Source organism: Bariatricus sp. HCP28S3_F11 (assembly GCF_052065395.1).
Taxonomy (GTDB): domain Bacteria; phylum Bacillota; class Clostridia; order Lachnospirales; family Lachnospiraceae; genus Allocoprococcus.
This window is the reverse complement of the sequence record NZ_JBQHUC010000034.1, coordinates 19,108-35,036: the sequence shown is the minus strand read 5'-3', so window position 1 is coordinate 35,036 and position 15,929 is coordinate 19,108. Positions and strand designations below refer to the sequence as shown.

Genomic DNA, 15,929 nt, shown 5'->3' with positions numbered 1-15,929 from the left:
TCTTGAGGACATGGCAGGCAGGGAGCGGCAGGCGGAAGTGGGTACGGTTGCGGAGTTACTGGAAGAGATTGAGAGCGAAAATCTCTATCAAGTATTAGTCACGGTGGACGGGCGTACCTTGAAAATCGTCCTGCTGAAAATGCAGGGGTATTCCACAAAGGAGATTGCCCCGCTTGTGCATTTGACGACTGGTGCCATCTATGCGAGGTTAGACCATCTGCGGAAGAAGCTGCGGAAAATTTTATAGCTTCTAAAACAGCCTGCCATCCTGCGGGCTACTGGGTGAGGGATGGAAATCCCCTCACTCATTTTTTGCAGGAGGACAACAGGATGGCATACAGGGTTAAGGCATACACGCTTCGGGAGGAATCCACGGAAAGCGGCACAAGGTATTTTATCAGCTTTAAGGACGGGCAGGGCAAATCCCACGAGTTGGAAGTGTCGGAACAGTTCTTTATGGAGTTTCGGCAGATGGAGCGCAGGAACAGGAATCTTTTCTAATGGGACGAGCGGCACAGGGAGTTTAACGAGGTATGGGACGAAACCCTTTACAGACGGGCGTTGCGTGTGCCTAAGAGCCTTGATGAACGCATGGTTGAGGAAGAACGGAATGAAACGCTCTATAAGGCGGTTGGGAGCCTTCCAGAGATACAAAGGCGGCGTTTCCTGCTCTACTACGAGTATGAGTTCAATTTTTACCAAATCGCCGCTATGGAGCATTGCACCGCTTCGGCAATACAGAAATCTGTTGCGATTGCAAAGGAGAAAGTAAAGGCGGAAATTGAAGAAATATCTCCAACCGTGACCGACACCGCCCGAAAAAGAAATCTGTTTTTTATTTGTGTGGGATTGGCGGCATTACATACTCTCACTTTTTTCCGTGGGAGTAAATCTATTTTTAAGGAGGTCAACGCCTATGTGCAACGAAAACAAAGACACCGCCCGAAAGGAGGAAAGCCATGCAGAAGTTACAGACAGTCAACGCCGAAACGCTCCTTTATGAACCGCTTGAGAAACCATCCTTTGTGGTGGACAGCCTTATCCCGACAGGCTTATCGCTGTTCTGCGGCTCACAGAAGATAGGCAAAAGCTGGCTCATGCTGAAGCTATGCTTATGCGTGTCGCAGGGAATCCCTTTATGGGATATGCCGACAATGGAGGGCGATGTGCTTTACCTCTGCCTTGAGGACACGTTCTGCCGCATACAGGACAGGTTATTTCGTTTGACGGACGAAGCAAGCGGGCGGCTCCACTTTGCCGTGGCAAGCTGCAAGCTGTCAGACGGTCTTATCGTGCAGCTTGAAGATTATCTGAAAGATTACCCAGACAGCAGGCTCATTGTCATTGATACCTTGCAGAAAGTCCGTACAGCTTCAAAAGACAATGCCTATGCAAGCGACTATGGGGACATCTCCCTCATCAAAGACTTTGCCGACAGGCACTCTCTGGCGGTCATTGTCGTACACCACATCCGAAAGCAGAATGACAGCGACGTGTTCAACAAGGTGTCTGGGACGACAGGATTAACGGGGAGTGCGGACGCTACCTTTGTTCTGGAAAAGGAGAAACGTGCGTCTGACACCGCCAAGCTGTATGTGACGGGCAGGGACACGCCTTATCAGGAATACACGCTGCGTTTCCGTGATTGCCGTTGGGAGCTTGTGGAGCGGAAAACGCAGGAGCAGCTTGCGAAAGAAACGATACCAGATGTCCTTTTTCGGTTGGTGGATTTTATGAGGGATAAGGAAGAATGGATAGGCACGGCAACGGAACTGTTAGCCGCTATGGGGGAAACGGAAACCATACCCACGGTGATTACGAAATGGCTGAATGAATACCGCACCACATTTTTAAGCGAGAACCGTATCTGCTACCAGTACAGCCGCAGGAAAGACGGCAGGCGGATTGCCCTTGCAAGGAGGGCGGGTGACAGCGGTGATGGTGGTGACAGCGATATTAGGATACCCCCCTGTTACTATCATTGACGCTTAAAGCCATGTAAAGCTGGCGGCTCTGCCCTGCGGGTGACAGCAGTGACGGTGGTGACAGTGATTTTAGGATACCCTGCCGCTGTCATCCCTACGGGAGAACACCCCGTAAACGCAAAATGCAGGCGTGAGATTTACTCGCCCTTTTCGGTCGTGTAAAACCACCCCTGCGGTCAGAAAAATCATTCCGATTTTTCCGACTGCGTTTACAGGGTGTAACACACTACACTTTGCCCTGCAAAGTCGTGTGCCAGACGTTCCCTCTGGACTCCCTTAAGGCAGGGCTGTGCCCTGCTATCCTACGCCTTACGGCTTCGGATAAAAGAATGGCGGCATGACGGTGACGGCTCTTGCGAGGGGGGTATCCCAAAAACACCGTCATCATCGACATGACCGTCATGCAGGGGGTGAGGGTGACAGTTGCGGCAGTCGGCAGGGGGTATCCCAAAACTGCTGTCACCACCGTCACCGCTGTCACCCCAAAGGACGGTCACCCGCCGAAAGAAAGGAGGAATCCGCCTATGCCTTATGCAATCCTGCGTTTCCAGAAACGAAAAGCGGGCGGCGTTGCGGCTTGTGAACGCCACAACGAGCGGAAGAAAGAAGCCTACAAAAGCAACCCAGATATAGATATGGAACGCTCTAAAAACAATTACCATCTCATAGCACCACCAAAGTACACCTACAAGAAAGAGATTAACCGCATGGTAGCCGAAGCGGGGTGCAGGACAAGGAAAGACAGCGTGATGATGGTGGAAACGCTCATCACAGCTTCACCAGAATTTATGAACCAGTTACCGCCCGAAGAACAAAAAGCGTATTTCCAGACGGCTCTTGACTTCATTTCGGAGCGTGTTGGAAAGCAGAATATCCTCTCCGCTGTCGTCCATATGGACGAGAGAACGCCCCATATGCACCTCTGCTTTGTGCCGATTACGCCAGACAATAAGCTGTCAGCGAAAGCTATCTTAGGCAACCAGAAATCATTATCCGAGTGGCAGACCGCCTACCATGAGCGGATGTCCTCACGGTGGAATCAGCTTGAACGGGGGCAGTCCTCAATGGAAACCAAGCGGAAACACGTCCCCACATGGCTCTATAAATTAGGCGGCAGGCTTGATAAACAGTATGAAGAAATCGTGTCTGCCCTATCCGACATCAACGCCTTTAACGCAGGGAAGAAAAGGGATAAAGCGTTAGATTTACTCTCTGCATGGCTGCCAGACGTGGAGAAATTCTCTAAGGAAATCGGGAAACAGCAGGCGTATATCGACAGTTTGAAAGAGAGAATTGGGCAGGAATCAGACTATGCGGGGCGTATGCGTGATGAAAAGTACGAGCAGGAACTAAAGGTGCAGAAAGCGAATCAGAAGATATTTGAATTGCAGAGAACCAACGAGCAGATGGGGCGGCTGCTGTCAAAAATACCGCCCGAAGTGTTGGAAGAATTGCAGAAAAATCATAGAAGCAGAGCGAAAGAAAGGTAGATATGTGAATGAAGAAACAGGATTTTAAGGTGTTAAAGACCAAAGACTTGTACCCGTTCCCCGACAATCCGTTTCATGTGGCAGAAGATGAAACACTGTCAGAGTTAGCGGAAAGCATCAAGGAATTTGGCATTGTCACGCCGATAATCACACGCCCGAAAGAGGACGGGGACGGTTATGAAGTGATTGCAGGACAGCGGCGTGTCCGTGCTTCTGAACTTGCAGGGATAAATACCGTGCCTGCGTTTGTCCTGCCCTTAGACCGTGACCGAGCCATCATCACCCTTGTAGACAGCAATTTGCAGCGTGAGAATATCCTGCCATCGGAGCGGGCGTTTGCTTACAAGATGAAATCCGAAGCCATGAAGCGGCAGGGTTTCCGCACAGACTTAACCTCGTCACAAGTTGTGACGAAGTTGCGGACGGACGACAAGGTGGCACAGGGCTTCGGCGTGGGCAGGATGACCGTGCAGCGTTTTATCCGCCTGACGGAACTGATACCGCCGATTTTGCAGATGGTGGACGAGGGGAAAATCGCCCTCACGCCTGCGGTGGAACTGTCCTTCTTGAAGAAAGACGAGCAGGAAAACCTCTTTGCCACGATGGAGAGCGAAGAAGCAACGCCCTCACTCTCACAGGCACAGCGGATGAAACAGTTAAGCCAGAGCGGGCGGCTTGACATGGATACGATATTTGCGATTATGACGGAGGAAAAGGGCAACCAGAAAGAAACCTTGAAAATCAACACAAGCAAGCTGAAAAAATACTTTCCGAAGAACACAACGCCGAAGCAGATGGAGGAAACCATCATCAAACTTTTGGAGCGTGAGTTGCAGAGGAAACGCAACCGTGACAGCCGCTAATCTTCTTTTTTCGGGAAGTAAATACAGAGAGTTGAGGTATGGAGAATGAGAGAAATCCAGTATGAAATCGTAAAGGAAATCGCAGTATTGTCTACGGGCGACAGTGGCTACACAAAGGAAATCAATCTCATTTCATGGAATGGGAAAGAGCCGAAGTATGACATCCGCAGCTTTTCCCCGAACCGTGAAAAGTGCGGCAAGGGAATCACGCTGAACGCTGATGAAGCGGCGGCACTCCTTAAAGCATTACAGAAAGAATTAAACAGCGAGGATTAATGGTATCTGATTGGCAGGGCGGGGACATTTCCAAACTCTTCCCTGCCCTGTCTGGAAAGGAAGATTTAAGTATGGGCGAGGATAAGAAAGCAGATAAAAAGAGAAAGCGTATCGTGCCAAAAGCACCAGTGCAGATGATAATCAGCCGTGAATATGTCGGCACACAGACCGTTACAGAAGCGTTTGTCCCGATTATCTCCGAGGATATTCGGAAGAAGATTGCCGAGGGCGACACCTTCGACAATGAGGGGCTGTCCGCTTAGAATGTACGCAATGGGACATGAAAACAGATAGGACAGATACGGAGGTTTTACAGTATGGCAGGAATCAAAGAAGAAAAGAAAATCTATTTAGTCGGCATTTATTGCCGCTTATCTAAAGACGATGGTACGGATAACGAGAGTGCGAGCATTGCGACACAGAAATCCATCCTCACGGATTATGTGAAAAAGCAGGGATGGCACATAGCAAAAACGTATGTGGACGATGGTTATTCTGGTACAAATTTCCAAAGACCAAGTTTCCAGAATATGATAAAAGACATTGAAAGCGGTCTGATAAACTGCGTGATTACGAAAGATTTATCCCGTCTGGGGAGAAACTATCTTGATTGTGGGTTATATCTGGAAGTTTTCTTCCCAGAGCATAACGTGAGGTATATAGCGGTCAATGACGGCGTAGATACCTTGAATAAATCTGCTATGGACATCACGCCTTTCCGCAACATTTTAAACGAAATGTATGCCGCTGACATATCTGTTAAGATAAAATCGGCATATCGGGCGAGGTTTCAACAGGGGAAATTCATGGGAACTACCGCCCCTTATGGCTATATCAAAGACCCTGCCGACCACAACCATCTGCTGATAGATGATAAAGTGGCACATGTTGTAAAAGAGATATTCGACCTTGCATTAAAAGGGAATGGAGTTGCCAAAATTTGCAGACATCTTAATAAACAGCATATCCTACGCCCTGCCGCTTATGCGGCGGAGCGTGGCGAAACAGGCTTTGAACGTCATTTTGAGGGGAACGAGGACAAACGCTATATTTGGAGTGGGAACAGCGTGAGGAGCATTTTAAGAAGCCCGATATATGCGGGAAATCTTGTAGGCTACAAACGGATTGCCGCCAATATGAAAAGCAAGAAACGCCCCTCTAAGCTGCCCGAAGAATGGGAAGTGATACCCAATACCCATGAGGGAATAGTCACGCAGGAGGAATTTGATATTGTCCAACAGCTTATTACAAGTCGTAGGCTTCCACAGAACAAGGGAGGATTTGTAAATATTTTTGCAGGCGTTATCAAGTGTGTGGACTGCGGATGTGCTCTGCGGGCAATGAACGTACACAGGAGGAAACGCCCAGAGATTATCGACTGTGTACAGTATTCATGTAATAATTATGCAAGAAACGGAAGAAGCGAGTGTAGTGCCCACAATATAGAAGCAAGGGATTTATTCAATGCCGTTCTTGCCGACATCAACTGTTTTGCGGATATGGCAGTGAATGATGAAAAGGCGGTCAGGGCCATAGAAAAGCGGCTCACGGAAACAGACCAGAGCAGGGCGAAAGCATTAGAGAAAGAACGTAAGAAGCTGAACAAACGCCTTGCGGAACTGGACAGGCTGTTTTCCTCTCTCTACGAGGATAAGGTCATGGAGCGTATTACCGAGCGGAATTTTGAGATGATGTCGGGGAAATACCAGAAAGAGCAGCTTGAAATTGAAGCAAGGCTGAAAGAGGTGACGGAAACTCTTAATGAAAGCTACGAGAAATCACGGGGAATCCGTGACTTCCTCGCCCTTATCCGAAATTATCAAGGCTTAAAAGAACTGGATGCAACAGTTATAAACGCACTCATAGACAAGATACTTGTTTCGGAGCGTGAGAAGATGGCAGACGGAACAGTGAAGCAGGAAATCAAGATTTACTATAAATTCATCGGCTTTGTCGATGAATTACATATCATACCTACAAAACGGTGGGCAGCAATGCCCGCTAAAAATTGTACGGTGTGCGGCGTTGAATATGTCCCGGGCTCTGGTGCATCAAGGTATTGTCCTGCTTGTGCCAAGAAGATACGGAGGGAGAAATCAAACGAGAGCAAACGCAGGAGCAGAGAACAGAAAAGGATAGCATGTATGAACTGTCCGCAAAAAATGACCGACTGATTTGGAACAAAGGGAAGGCAGAATCAATAGATTTAAGTGTCTGGCAATAAGACAGAATGTTGCTGATAAATATGGTAAGGCAGATGGTATCACATTTAAGCGAGACATATGGACAGAAATGTTTGAAGCTGCTAAAGCGGAAAAGCAGAATGACCAGTCAGAGCTTGTACCATTCTGGTGTTTCGGAAAAAATCAGAGTGTAAAAATAGAAAGGCTTCTCAAGGATTTGTTTGAGAAACTTGGTTTTCAGAGAAAAGACCTTAAAACAGTATATTTTAATGTCGATACAGAATATGAAAGCTATCAGGACAGAGATAAGAGCTGGAAGCGAAGATTTAAAGGTTATAAGTATAATCACCATATGAAAATAGAGTTTGCAGCTGATAATAAAAGATTAGGGCAAGTCCTTTACGCTTTGGCTCATAGCTCATTAAGGCCAGAGTTTTCTATTGAGTATACAGTGGCAGATGTAGAAAAATGTAAAAATGAGCTGTTACATAAAGCAATCGAGGATTCCATTCAAAAGGCACAGGTGCTTACAACAGCAGCAAATGTGAAATTGGGTGAAATACAGGCAATTGATTATTCTTGGGGAGAGATAGATTTTGTAACAAAGCCATTGAATGAAATGAGATTAATGGAGTGTACGGAATGTGAAATGAGTGCACCGGGAGCATATGATATAGATATTGAGGCAGACGATATTAATGTTACTGATACGGCAACTGTAATATGGGAAATTGCATAAAGAGGAAGATATAAATAGATTAGACGAAAAGCAAGAGGCACCGTTAAAGTAGGTACCTCCTTCTTTTTAGAGAGTTAGCTCTTTTTCTGATATGGGAATTTGCATCTCCGGAGCATTAAGTAGTGCTGTGAAATTCTGTCTAATGATATTCAGTGTCTTCTGCTTTTTCTGCAATTCTTGTTTTTCCCGGACAGTAGCAGCTTGTTCAGATTCAAGATTTTCTATCCTATTCTGGATTTTATTAGAGCTTGGGATTTTGGTAACACCGAGATCCTGAAGCTCTTTTTTTAGTGAATCGTGCAGTTGGTATTCTGCTTGATGTTTGGTTCGGTATGCTTTTGGATTTTTAGCAGATTTGCAATCTTCAATCACTTTTCGGCAGAGACGGTAAGAATCACAGTGTTTTTGAATGATTTTCTGTGTGCTCAGCTCACTGTTGATTTGCGTTATTCTTTGATCAGCCGCTTTAACAGAAGCATCAACATCAGAAACATGCTGTTGGAAATCTTCATAATTCAGCAGGTTATTTTCGGAAAGATAGTTGAAGGTGCGTGCCGCTTCTTTCAGGTTATTTAGTTTTGCCCATCGTTCAAATCCTTCTCGATTGCCGGTCGTAACATAAGTGGAGATATTGATATACAGGCGAGCTTCTCTGGACAGATGCCTTGGAGCTTTTATTTTGTTACGGTTTTTTGCCAAACGGATGCGGACATTTTCTTCTGAATAATAGCTTCCAAGAGATTTCATATAAGTGAAGTTTTTCTGTTCCGGTGCACGGAAGGACAGGTGTTTTCCCTGTCGGACTTCATATCCGGCTAACTGCATTTTTTGTAAAAATTCCTCATAGTTGATGGAAGTCCAGATTGCTTTATCAACTGCAACACGTAGCTTGGCTTTCCAGCTGGTGCCACGATGATATTCCATGTTCTCCTTATAACTTTTGCCTTTTTCTCCGGTTGGCATACTGGTGGCAAGTCCATTTTCATGGCAGATACGATTACTGATCCGGCAGATTTTATGGTAGCTCCGCTTATTGGAAACATACTTGTGATGATCAACAAAACTTGCTGCATTAAAGATGATGTGGTTATGGATATGATTTTTATCAACATGGGTGCTTATCACATATTCATATTTTCCTTTCAGTACTTCGTTTGCAAATTGTTGCCCTAAGCGATGGGCAGTTTCGGCATCAACTTCTCCAGGTTTAAATGACTGGATCAGATGAAATGCCAGGTTATCACCTTTGTCCATTCCATTCTTTTTTGCCATTTCTCTTGTCATAGAAAATTCAAGATCTGCAGTTTCCGGGGAACAGCCAAAACTGGAAACTAACAGTTTTTCTTCTGTTTTATCTGGATTCGTGATGTAGTCCAGAGCTTTCTTGTCTGTTACTTTAATTGGGAAGATCTTAAGATACGCCATAATTCTTTCACCATCTCTTTTAATTCTTGCTTTTCTTCCGGATACAGATCACCGGTGCTGTTTACTTTTTTGGCAATCTGATTAATATTCACACCGATCTTATGCATTTCCTCATACTGTTTCTTCAGTGGAGTGGTATCGGTGTTGACGATGTAACCGTCGATTGCCATTTTACGAAGATAAGCTCCCATATTTTTTGTCTTTGATTCAATCATCTTTCTACGAATAAGCTTTTTTTCTTCTGGGGAAACACAAAACAAAATCTGTATATTTCTTTTTCTCTTTGCCATAGGCAGATTCTCCTTTCTTTGGTTCTTCGAAGTAGTGACTTCTGTGTTTTTAATTTAGGGCAGGGTTCCCTAAATTGCTGGTTTTCCGGAAGTGTATATACACTTCCTGTCCTTGCTATTTACCGGTGGCACAGCCTCCGGAAGAGAGTCTTAAAAAAGAACCCCCTATAAATAAGGTACTGAGAGAAGAAAAAGAGGACATCGAAGCTCAGAAGTATGACGCAAGCATGATTCTGTGGTATAGTAAAATCTGAATGAAAAAGAAGAAAAGAGGTCAAACCGATGTCACGGAAAAACCATAAGATGATAGATGGGAGATTACTGCAAACGAATAAGAAGTATTCCCAGTTAAAAATGAAGCAGAAAGAAAAGATTGCGGAATGGATGTTTCAGGCAACCAGAGATTATTATATGAAAAAATGTACTTTTCCGAGTGACAAACATCTGGAAGAAGTGGTGGATTCTGTTTATGAAAAAATTGAAGATGCAGAAATCTGGATTCCGTATGGAGAGGTCTTCAAGCATTATAAATCCAAACGATCGGATATCAACAAACGTGTCAGAAAATCTCTGAATGAAAAAGAAGAGAGTCAGATTGAGAAGGTCTGTTTTATGAATATGTGTATGATTCAGGATCATAAAGGGAATGTACTGGCTCTGGATAAAGTAAATGATAGCTATACCGGTACAACTTTTCCAGGCGGTCACGTAGAAGCAAATGAGATTTTTCAGAAATCTATGATTCGGGAAGTCTGGGAAGAAACAGGACTTACGGTTGAAGCACCGAAGCTTGGAGGATTATATCATTGGCATAAGAGCGGAGTGCACTATGTTATTACCTTGTATAAAGCGGATAAGTTTACCGGAGAATTAAAGAGTTCTGAGGAAGGAAGAGTTTATTGGATTCCGCTGGAAGAGTTAAAAACAAAAGAACTTGCTACAGGTATGGAACACGTTTTGCGGATTCTGGAATCAGAGAAGGTGGACGAGTGCTATATGCATCTGGAAGCAGATGGATATGTGGGAGACTTGTATTAAAGAATTACATGAGAAATGGCTGCCTGCTCATTGGAGAAAAGACAGCCATTCTTTATAAGATACATCATTCATCTATTCTGTTTTTTGCGGTTCGTTTTTGGAAGTGAAATTAATATATTTGGCACGTTGTAAAATTGAAATAACTGCATCAATGCTTTCAGGATTGGAGAAGCTCATGATAAAAGGTTCTTCTTTAAATTCCATGGGTTCGAACCCAGGATTCTGATCTGGATTCTTGAGTATATGGATGGGACGTGCACTCTGATTATAAAATGCCAGTTGTGCGGAATCTGTAGTGTTACCGATGACACCAATGCCTACATCCCCTTTTCCAAAGTCTATTCTATGTTTATTTAAGTTGATCATTTTCAAAAATCTCCTTTTTCAAAAATAGCATATTTAGTAATTTTCTATTATTCCCGAAGTAGGGATATCTTTTAAAAAGTCACTGTTGGAAGTAATCGGAGAATCTACAATCTGAACGCCGCTTCGTTTCATCATTCGGAATTTGAAATCAAGAAGTTCCGGTGGAACTTTCAGTTCTGCGGCAGCCTGGAAAAAGGACATATCAGCGTTAAGCATCTCCAGGACATCTTCATCTTCCAGAAGATAATCAGCGGCAAAGCAATTCGCTTCATATTCACATTGTGACACTCCATCGAATAATTCAAAATCATGAAAACACTTGATCTGAAGGGGTTTCTGATGAAGGAGTGCGTGACCGATCTCGTGGATCAGGATAATCTGCTGTATGATTTCCGGTAGGTCGCAGTTAATGACGATGCAGGTCTTTCGACATTCCCGCATACAGAAGCCTTTGCAACAGTTTGGATCAGTTCCAAGCGGAAGCTTTTTAACAATAATATGCATAGCGGCTGCAAGGCGGTACGGATCACTTTCCTGATATTTTGCTTTTACTTTATTAACAGTGTCTCTTATACATTTTGAACTCATAAAAACACCTCGATATTTCATAAGATAGTTTGCTGCAAGTATAGAGTAGCAAAAGTGCTGTACGAAAATACGGACACCTATGAATCACTTTCCATTTCAGTGTTTTTCTTTTTCCGTCCAAATGTCTTTTTGGCTTCCATCTTACAGGAAAGATATGCTTTGGTTACAGCCTGATAGAAAGCATCTTTTGCTTCTTCGTCGAGTTCGCCACCAGCAAAAAGAGCACGGTTGGCTTCGAGAATCTCATTGATGTCCCTGGCTCCTTTTTCACCAAGCTGTCCATTGACTTCATCAATATAATCCATTTTTTCAATTCCGTAAGAAGGATCTGTGATCTCATCATGTTTCAAATAATCGTAAGAGACATTCAATGCATGAGCGAGCTTTCTCATAGTAGAGATTCGTGCGATGGTGCCGGAACTTTCATAAGCTGCGATCGCACGCTGGGATACGCCGACCAGTTCTGCAAGTTCTTTTTGTGTCAGATGATTTTGTTCTCGTTGATATTTAATCTTGTCTGAAAAATTCATAGTGGGATCCTTTCCAAGTTTTTGAAATCGTAACTTCATCAACTTTATAAAAACTATTGACAGAGTTCATTATCACGTATAAATTACAAACAAATGTTCGTGAAGTTAGTAGAAATTATAATCTATAAACTTCACAAAGTCAATATGAAGCAAAGAACTTTTATTATGATTTTTAAGACTGGTAGGTGAATGTTATGAGCAGGACAATTCTTCATTCAGATATGAATTGCTTTTACGCAAGTGTTGAGATGCTGCATCATCCAGAACTTGCCGGGAAGCCGATGGCAGTCGGTGGTGATCCGGAAGCAAGACATGGAATTGTGCTGACTGCAAACTATATTGCGAAGCGAGCCGGAGTAAAAACAGGCATGGCATTGTGGCAGGCAAGACAGGTTTGCCCAGAAATAATCTTTGTACCGCCTCGCATGGATCTTTATTTGAGGTTTTCCAGAATGGCACAGGAGATTTACAGTGAATACACAGATCAGAGAGAACCATTTGGGATTGATGAAAGCTGGCTGGATGTGACCGCCAGTACTTCTATCAAGGGAGACGGAATGAAGATTGCAAAAGAGATCAGCAGTCGGATTAAATATGAACTGGGGGTTACCGTAAGTATTGGTGTTTCCTGGAATAAGATATTTGCAAAGCTCGGTTCTGATTATAAAAAGCCGGATGCCATTACAGAGTTTTCCAAAGACAATTACAAGGATATTGCATGGAAACTTCCAGTAGGTGATTTACTCATGGTCGGAAGAAGCACTGAACGGACGATGAAGAAACTTGGCATTTGTACAATCGGAGATCTGGCAGGAGCAGAACCTTCTATATTAGAAACATATCTTGGAAAGATGGGATTGGTACTTCATACCTTTGCAAATGGATGGGATGAAACTCCAGTTTTGGTAGAAGGATATAAAGTACCGATCAAGTCTATCGGGAACAGTACAACAACGCCAAGAGATCTTGTTAGTGAATTGGACGTGAAGATTATTTTGATGGCTCTTTCAGAAAGTGTAGGAGCCAGGCTTCGTGAAAATGGTTTTCAATGCAGGACAGTAGAAATCTCGATTCGGGATAATGGATTGTATCATTTCACGAGACAGTGCAAGTTGGACAGGGCAAGTAATCTTACAGAAGAAATTGCCAGAACTGCATTTGAGTTATTCCAGAAAAACTATAATTGGGAACATCCAATTCGTAGTCTTGGTGTTCGAGGATGTGATCTGGTATCAGAAGAGATGCCGTATCAGCTTGATTTATTTATGGATGAAACGAAGAGAGAAAAAATCAAAAAGATGGACCAGGTGGTAGATGAGATCCGTGGAAGGTTTGGCTATCAGAGTATTCAGAGAGCATTTATGTATCAGGATAAGATACTGGCACAGCTGAATGCTAAGGAACATACGGTTCATCCACAGGCATATTTTCATGGATAGGAGAGAGCAGGTGTTTTGTAATGACAGCTAAAGTGTATGTAGATGTCCTGGCAGTATTCAGCCGGGAAGGAGAATTGATCCCTACAGCGTTTGTCTGGGAAGATGGACGTAAGTATGCGATTGATAAGGTTTCAAAACCGGAGCGTTGTGCCAGCCGAAAAGCTGGCGGAACCGGATATCGTTATACCTGTCAGGTGGGTGGAAAAATCTGTCATCTGACTTATGAAGAAAATTATAAATGGTTTATGGAACGTAAATAACGGCGTCCTAAAAGGGAGCCCTGAATCAGGGCCCCCTTTGGAGAGATAGATATTCGATGAGAACATCAGCAGTCGGGGATACATCCTTTCCCGTGAGAACCGATTGCTTTCAATAGATCATACAGTTGCCGATCAGCCAGAAATAGAAGCTATCCCACAGCGGATATTTCTGCGGAATCTGCATGAAGAGATGTTAGGACAGTGACAGACTGTGAATGGAACAAACAATACAATGATTGGTCTGGCTGCGGAAGCGGTCGGGAAGGAGGACAATTATGCAGAGAATACAGGATATGTTTATCAATATGGAAGAAGTGGCAGAGGATGCTTATAAGAATACGGAATTATTGCTGAGTCAGTATACTAAAGTAATGTTCCGTATTGAGAAGAACCTTGTGGATATAGATTATGAAATGTATGCAGAGGAAGGGAAGCATCTGAAGGAAATGTTATATGATCTGGTAGATTTCGATGCGACTGCAGAGAAACGCAGAATCCAGGAAAAGCTTCTGAATAATGATATGAATCTCTGTTTGCTGGAAATCATGAGAGATTCCCTGATAGCTTTGAGGGATTATCCAAAAAATGGACAGCTGTATTATCGGCTTTTGAAATATAGATATTTTGAAGCAGGAAATACCAATGAAGATGTGATGCTGATGCTGGATGATATGCCAAGCACTACTTATTATCGAAACCGTAAGAAAGCAATCCGTTTGTATGCAACAATGCTCTGGGCATTTACACGTCCGGAAAAGATACAGAATAAGATGGAGGAAATAAACTGGAAGAAAAGTGGAAGTAAAGTGGCAGTGAACTGACAGTAAACTGGCATGTGAATGGTATTACAATGAAAATACGTGCATGTTAGAATTGATATGCTGAGAGAAATAGACCTTCGCAGACGTAATGTTTGCGGAGGTTTTTCTTTTCTCAAATTTTAAGGCGTCAGGCTGTGCCCGGAAGGGCATGGCCTTTTTTTATACCCAAAAACAGGTTGCAGATTTGAAAAAGCTTCCTTTTTAACAGGTAGATGCCGGAAAGGAAGAGCATATCAAGATGCAGGGAAGAGGCAGGCATTATGCCAGATATCCATGATTTTCGATTTGTCACAAATCAAATCAACAAAAACGACAAATCGGAGAAACAATCATGGAAGAAAGAAAATACACATTTTACGACAGATATCAGAAGGTGAAATACGCTAATATTACAGCAGAAGAGCTGGAAGTTCTTAATATTTTTTATAATAAGGAACATTATATGTTTGATCAGCAGCATCAGAGAAATAATACAGTATTATTTTGTGGATTAGAATCAGAAAACGGTTGTGCGACAGACTTTATCGCAGATAGTGGACGTGACATTGCATCGGATATTACAACTGAGATCTTCTTTAAAGAACTCTTCAGCGATCTGACAGAGAAAGAAAAGAAAATCGTGAGCGATTATTTTATCATGGGAAAACAGGTTAAAGAAACAGCAGAGGAACTGGGCATCAGCACACGTCAGGTGAGTAGAGACAAGAACAGTGCTTTGGCAAAAATGTTGAAGAGGATGAAAGCAGCTGGATATGAATCATATGCTGAGGCGGCAGGTGCATTTCTGCAGGAAAGCGATTATATTCCAACACAGATGGAGACACAGAACTCGATTATGAAGAAAAGGACCGGAGAAGTGAGACTGCCATCAGATCATAAGATGAAAAAATAAATTAGTTAAAAATTAATCATGATAATAATGTGATGATATCACAGAAAACAAATGAATTTCAGATTATAATAAAGCCACAAAAGAAAAAACAAGGAGGACTGTAAAATGTCTGCTATTAATATCAATAAAAATAATTTTCAGAATGAAATAATGGATTCCGAGAAAACCGTTCTTTTAGACTTTTGGGCTCCTTGGTGTGCTCCTTGTCGTATGGTGGCTCCTATCATAGAGGAGATAGCAAGTGAACGCCCTGATATCAAAGTTGGAAAGATCAATGTGGATGAGCAGCCAGAACTGGCAAGTAAATTTGGTATTATGAGTATTCCAACTTTGGTGGTTATGAAGAATGGGAAGATTGTAACAAAAGTTTCAGGGGCAAGACCTAAGAAGGCAATCTTAGAGATGCTTTAAGGAGGTGCGTTAATGGGATTTTTTGATTTTTTAAAACAGGCGAATATTAATCAAGGGATAGAGGAATATAAAAAGACTGCTGGTGCAGTTCTGCTGGATGTTCGTACGCCGCAGGAATATCAGGAAGGGCATATACCAGAAAGTAAAAATGTGCCATTGCAACAACTTAACAATGTTGTTTCGGTAGTGAAGAATACAGAAATACCGCTGTTTGTATACTGTTATTCCGGAGCCCGAAGTCGTCAAGCAACTGGGATGTTGCAACGAATGGGATATTCTAAAGTAAATAATATTGGTGGCATTGCTGCTTATTCAGGAAAGGTGGAAAAATAA

Annotated in this window: 19 protein-coding genes and 2 pseudogenes; 16 read left to right on the top strand and 5 right to left on the bottom strand. The window is 43.2% G+C overall.

Annotated features, from left to right (window positions below):
• The 9 genes and pseudogenes from ACTNBR_RS13495 to ACTNBR_RS13455 all read left to right on the top strand — a co-directional run.
• Positions 1-247, top strand: a pseudogene (locus ACTNBR_RS13495) (sigma-70 family RNA polymerase sigma factor); the annotation flags it as partial.
• Positions 248-330: 83 nt separating this feature from the next.
• Positions 331-805: pseudogene (locus tag ACTNBR_RS13490) on the top strand (RNA polymerase sigma factor).
• 154 nt (positions 806-959) lie between these two features.
• Positions 960-1,985: an AAA family ATPase gene (locus ACTNBR_RS13485; protein WP_441018697.1), complete on the top strand. Its 1,026-nt coding sequence runs from the start codon at positions 960-962 to the stop codon at positions 1,983-1,985.
• A 524-nt stretch (positions 1,986-2,509) separates the two neighbouring features.
• Positions 2,510-3,475 carry a MobV family relaxase gene (gene mobV, locus ACTNBR_RS13480; protein ID WP_001820668.1) on the top strand — a complete coding sequence of 322 codons (966 nt, stop codon included), beginning with the start codon at positions 2,510-2,512 and terminating at the stop codon, positions 3,473-3,475.
• 8 nt (positions 3,476-3,483) lie between these two features.
• Positions 3,484-4,338, top strand: a complete 855-nt coding sequence (locus tag ACTNBR_RS13475) for a ParB/RepB/Spo0J family partition protein (protein ID WP_000743700.1) — start codon at positions 3,484-3,486, stop codon at positions 4,336-4,338.
• Between the two features lie 45 nt (positions 4,339-4,383).
• Positions 4,384-4,614 (top strand): YdbC family protein, encoded by a 231-nt coding sequence (locus ACTNBR_RS13470; protein WP_001206986.1) that lies wholly within the window; start codon positions 4,384-4,386, stop codon positions 4,612-4,614.
• 71 nt (positions 4,615-4,685) lie between these two features.
• Positions 4,686-4,877 (top strand): hypothetical protein, encoded by a 192-nt coding sequence (locus tag ACTNBR_RS13465; RefSeq protein ID WP_001820669.1) that lies wholly within the window; start codon positions 4,686-4,688, stop codon positions 4,875-4,877.
• Between the two features lie 54 nt (positions 4,878-4,931).
• A complete protein-coding gene (locus ACTNBR_RS13460) occupies positions 4,932-6,788 on the top strand; it encodes a recombinase family protein (protein ID WP_001820670.1) in 1,857 nt (618 codons plus the stop codon).
• 1 nt (position 6,789) lies between these two features.
• Positions 6,790-7,536, top strand: coding sequence for an SIMPL domain-containing protein (locus tag ACTNBR_RS13455; RefSeq protein ID WP_441018695.1), 747 nt, complete (start codon positions 6,790-6,792; stop codon positions 7,534-7,536).
• 66 nt (positions 7,537-7,602) lie between these two features.
• Here ACTNBR_RS13455 and ACTNBR_RS13450 read toward each other — a convergent pair whose 3' ends face one another.
• Complete coding sequence (locus ACTNBR_RS13450) at positions 7,603-8,961, bottom strand: relaxase/mobilization nuclease domain-containing protein (protein ID WP_026650134.1); 1,359 nt, start codon at positions 8,959-8,961, stop codon at positions 7,603-7,605.
• Entirely contained in the window at positions 8,928-9,251 is a 324-nt protein-coding gene (locus ACTNBR_RS13445) for a MobC family plasmid mobilization relaxosome protein (RefSeq protein WP_026650133.1), read from the bottom strand. The genes ACTNBR_RS13450 and ACTNBR_RS13445 overlap by 34 nt, the downstream gene beginning before the upstream one ends.
• 282 nt (positions 9,252-9,533) lie before the next feature.
• Between ACTNBR_RS13445 and ACTNBR_RS13440 the strand changes: the two genes are divergently transcribed.
• Entirely contained in the window at positions 9,534-10,289 is a 756-nt protein-coding gene (locus ACTNBR_RS13440) for an 8-oxo-dGTP diphosphatase (RefSeq protein ID WP_049946956.1), read from the top strand.
• 72 nt (positions 10,290-10,361) lie between these two features.
• Here the strand turns inward: ACTNBR_RS13440 and ACTNBR_RS13435 are convergent, their stop codons facing one another.
• The 3 genes from ACTNBR_RS13435 to ACTNBR_RS13425 all read right to left on the bottom strand — a co-directional run bounded on the left by ACTNBR_RS13435 (position 10,362) and on the right by ACTNBR_RS13425 (position 11,773).
• Complete coding sequence (locus ACTNBR_RS13435; RefSeq protein ID WP_026650130.1) at positions 10,362-10,655, bottom strand: hypothetical protein; 294 nt, start codon at positions 10,653-10,655, stop codon at positions 10,362-10,364.
• Between the two features lie 33 nt (positions 10,656-10,688).
• Positions 10,689-11,243 (bottom strand): ImmA/IrrE family metallo-endopeptidase, encoded by a 555-nt coding sequence (locus ACTNBR_RS13430; RefSeq protein ID WP_026650129.1) that lies wholly within the window; start codon positions 11,241-11,243, stop codon positions 10,689-10,691.
• A 77-nt stretch (positions 11,244-11,320) separates the two neighbouring features.
• A complete protein-coding gene (locus ACTNBR_RS13425) occupies positions 11,321-11,773 on the bottom strand; it encodes a helix-turn-helix domain-containing protein (protein ID WP_026650128.1) in 453 nt (150 codons plus the stop codon).
• 194 nt (positions 11,774-11,967) lie between these two features.
• Here ACTNBR_RS13425 and dinB point away from each other — a divergent pair, with 194 nt between their 5' ends.
• From dinB to ACTNBR_RS13395, 6 genes are all read left to right on the top strand, one after another.
• Positions 11,968-13,212 (top strand): DNA polymerase IV, encoded by a 1,245-nt coding sequence (dinB, locus tag ACTNBR_RS13420; RefSeq protein ID WP_044924451.1) that lies wholly within the window; start codon positions 11,968-11,970, stop codon positions 13,210-13,212.
• 20 nt (positions 13,213-13,232) lie between these two features.
• The gene (locus ACTNBR_RS13415; RefSeq protein ID WP_026650126.1) at positions 13,233-13,472 is read left to right on the top strand and encodes a hypothetical protein; all 240 of its coding nucleotides are present in this window, start codon (positions 13,233-13,235) and stop codon (positions 13,470-13,472) included.
• A gap of 275 nt (positions 13,473-13,747) precedes the next feature.
• Entirely contained in the window at positions 13,748-14,293 is a 546-nt protein-coding gene (locus ACTNBR_RS13410) for a hypothetical protein (protein ID WP_026650125.1), read from the top strand.
• A gap of 331 nt (positions 14,294-14,624) precedes the next feature.
• Positions 14,625-15,185, top strand: a complete 561-nt coding sequence (locus ACTNBR_RS13405; RefSeq protein WP_026650124.1) for a sigma factor-like helix-turn-helix DNA-binding protein — start codon at positions 14,625-14,627, stop codon at positions 15,183-15,185.
• A gap of 105 nt (positions 15,186-15,290) precedes the next feature.
• Entirely contained in the window at positions 15,291-15,596 is a 306-nt protein-coding gene (trxA, locus tag ACTNBR_RS13400) for a thioredoxin (RefSeq protein ID WP_028086464.1), read from the top strand.
• 12 nt (positions 15,597-15,608) lie between these two features.
• Positions 15,609-15,929, top strand: coding sequence for a rhodanese-like domain-containing protein (locus tag ACTNBR_RS13395; protein ID WP_028086465.1), 321 nt, complete (start codon positions 15,609-15,611; stop codon positions 15,927-15,929).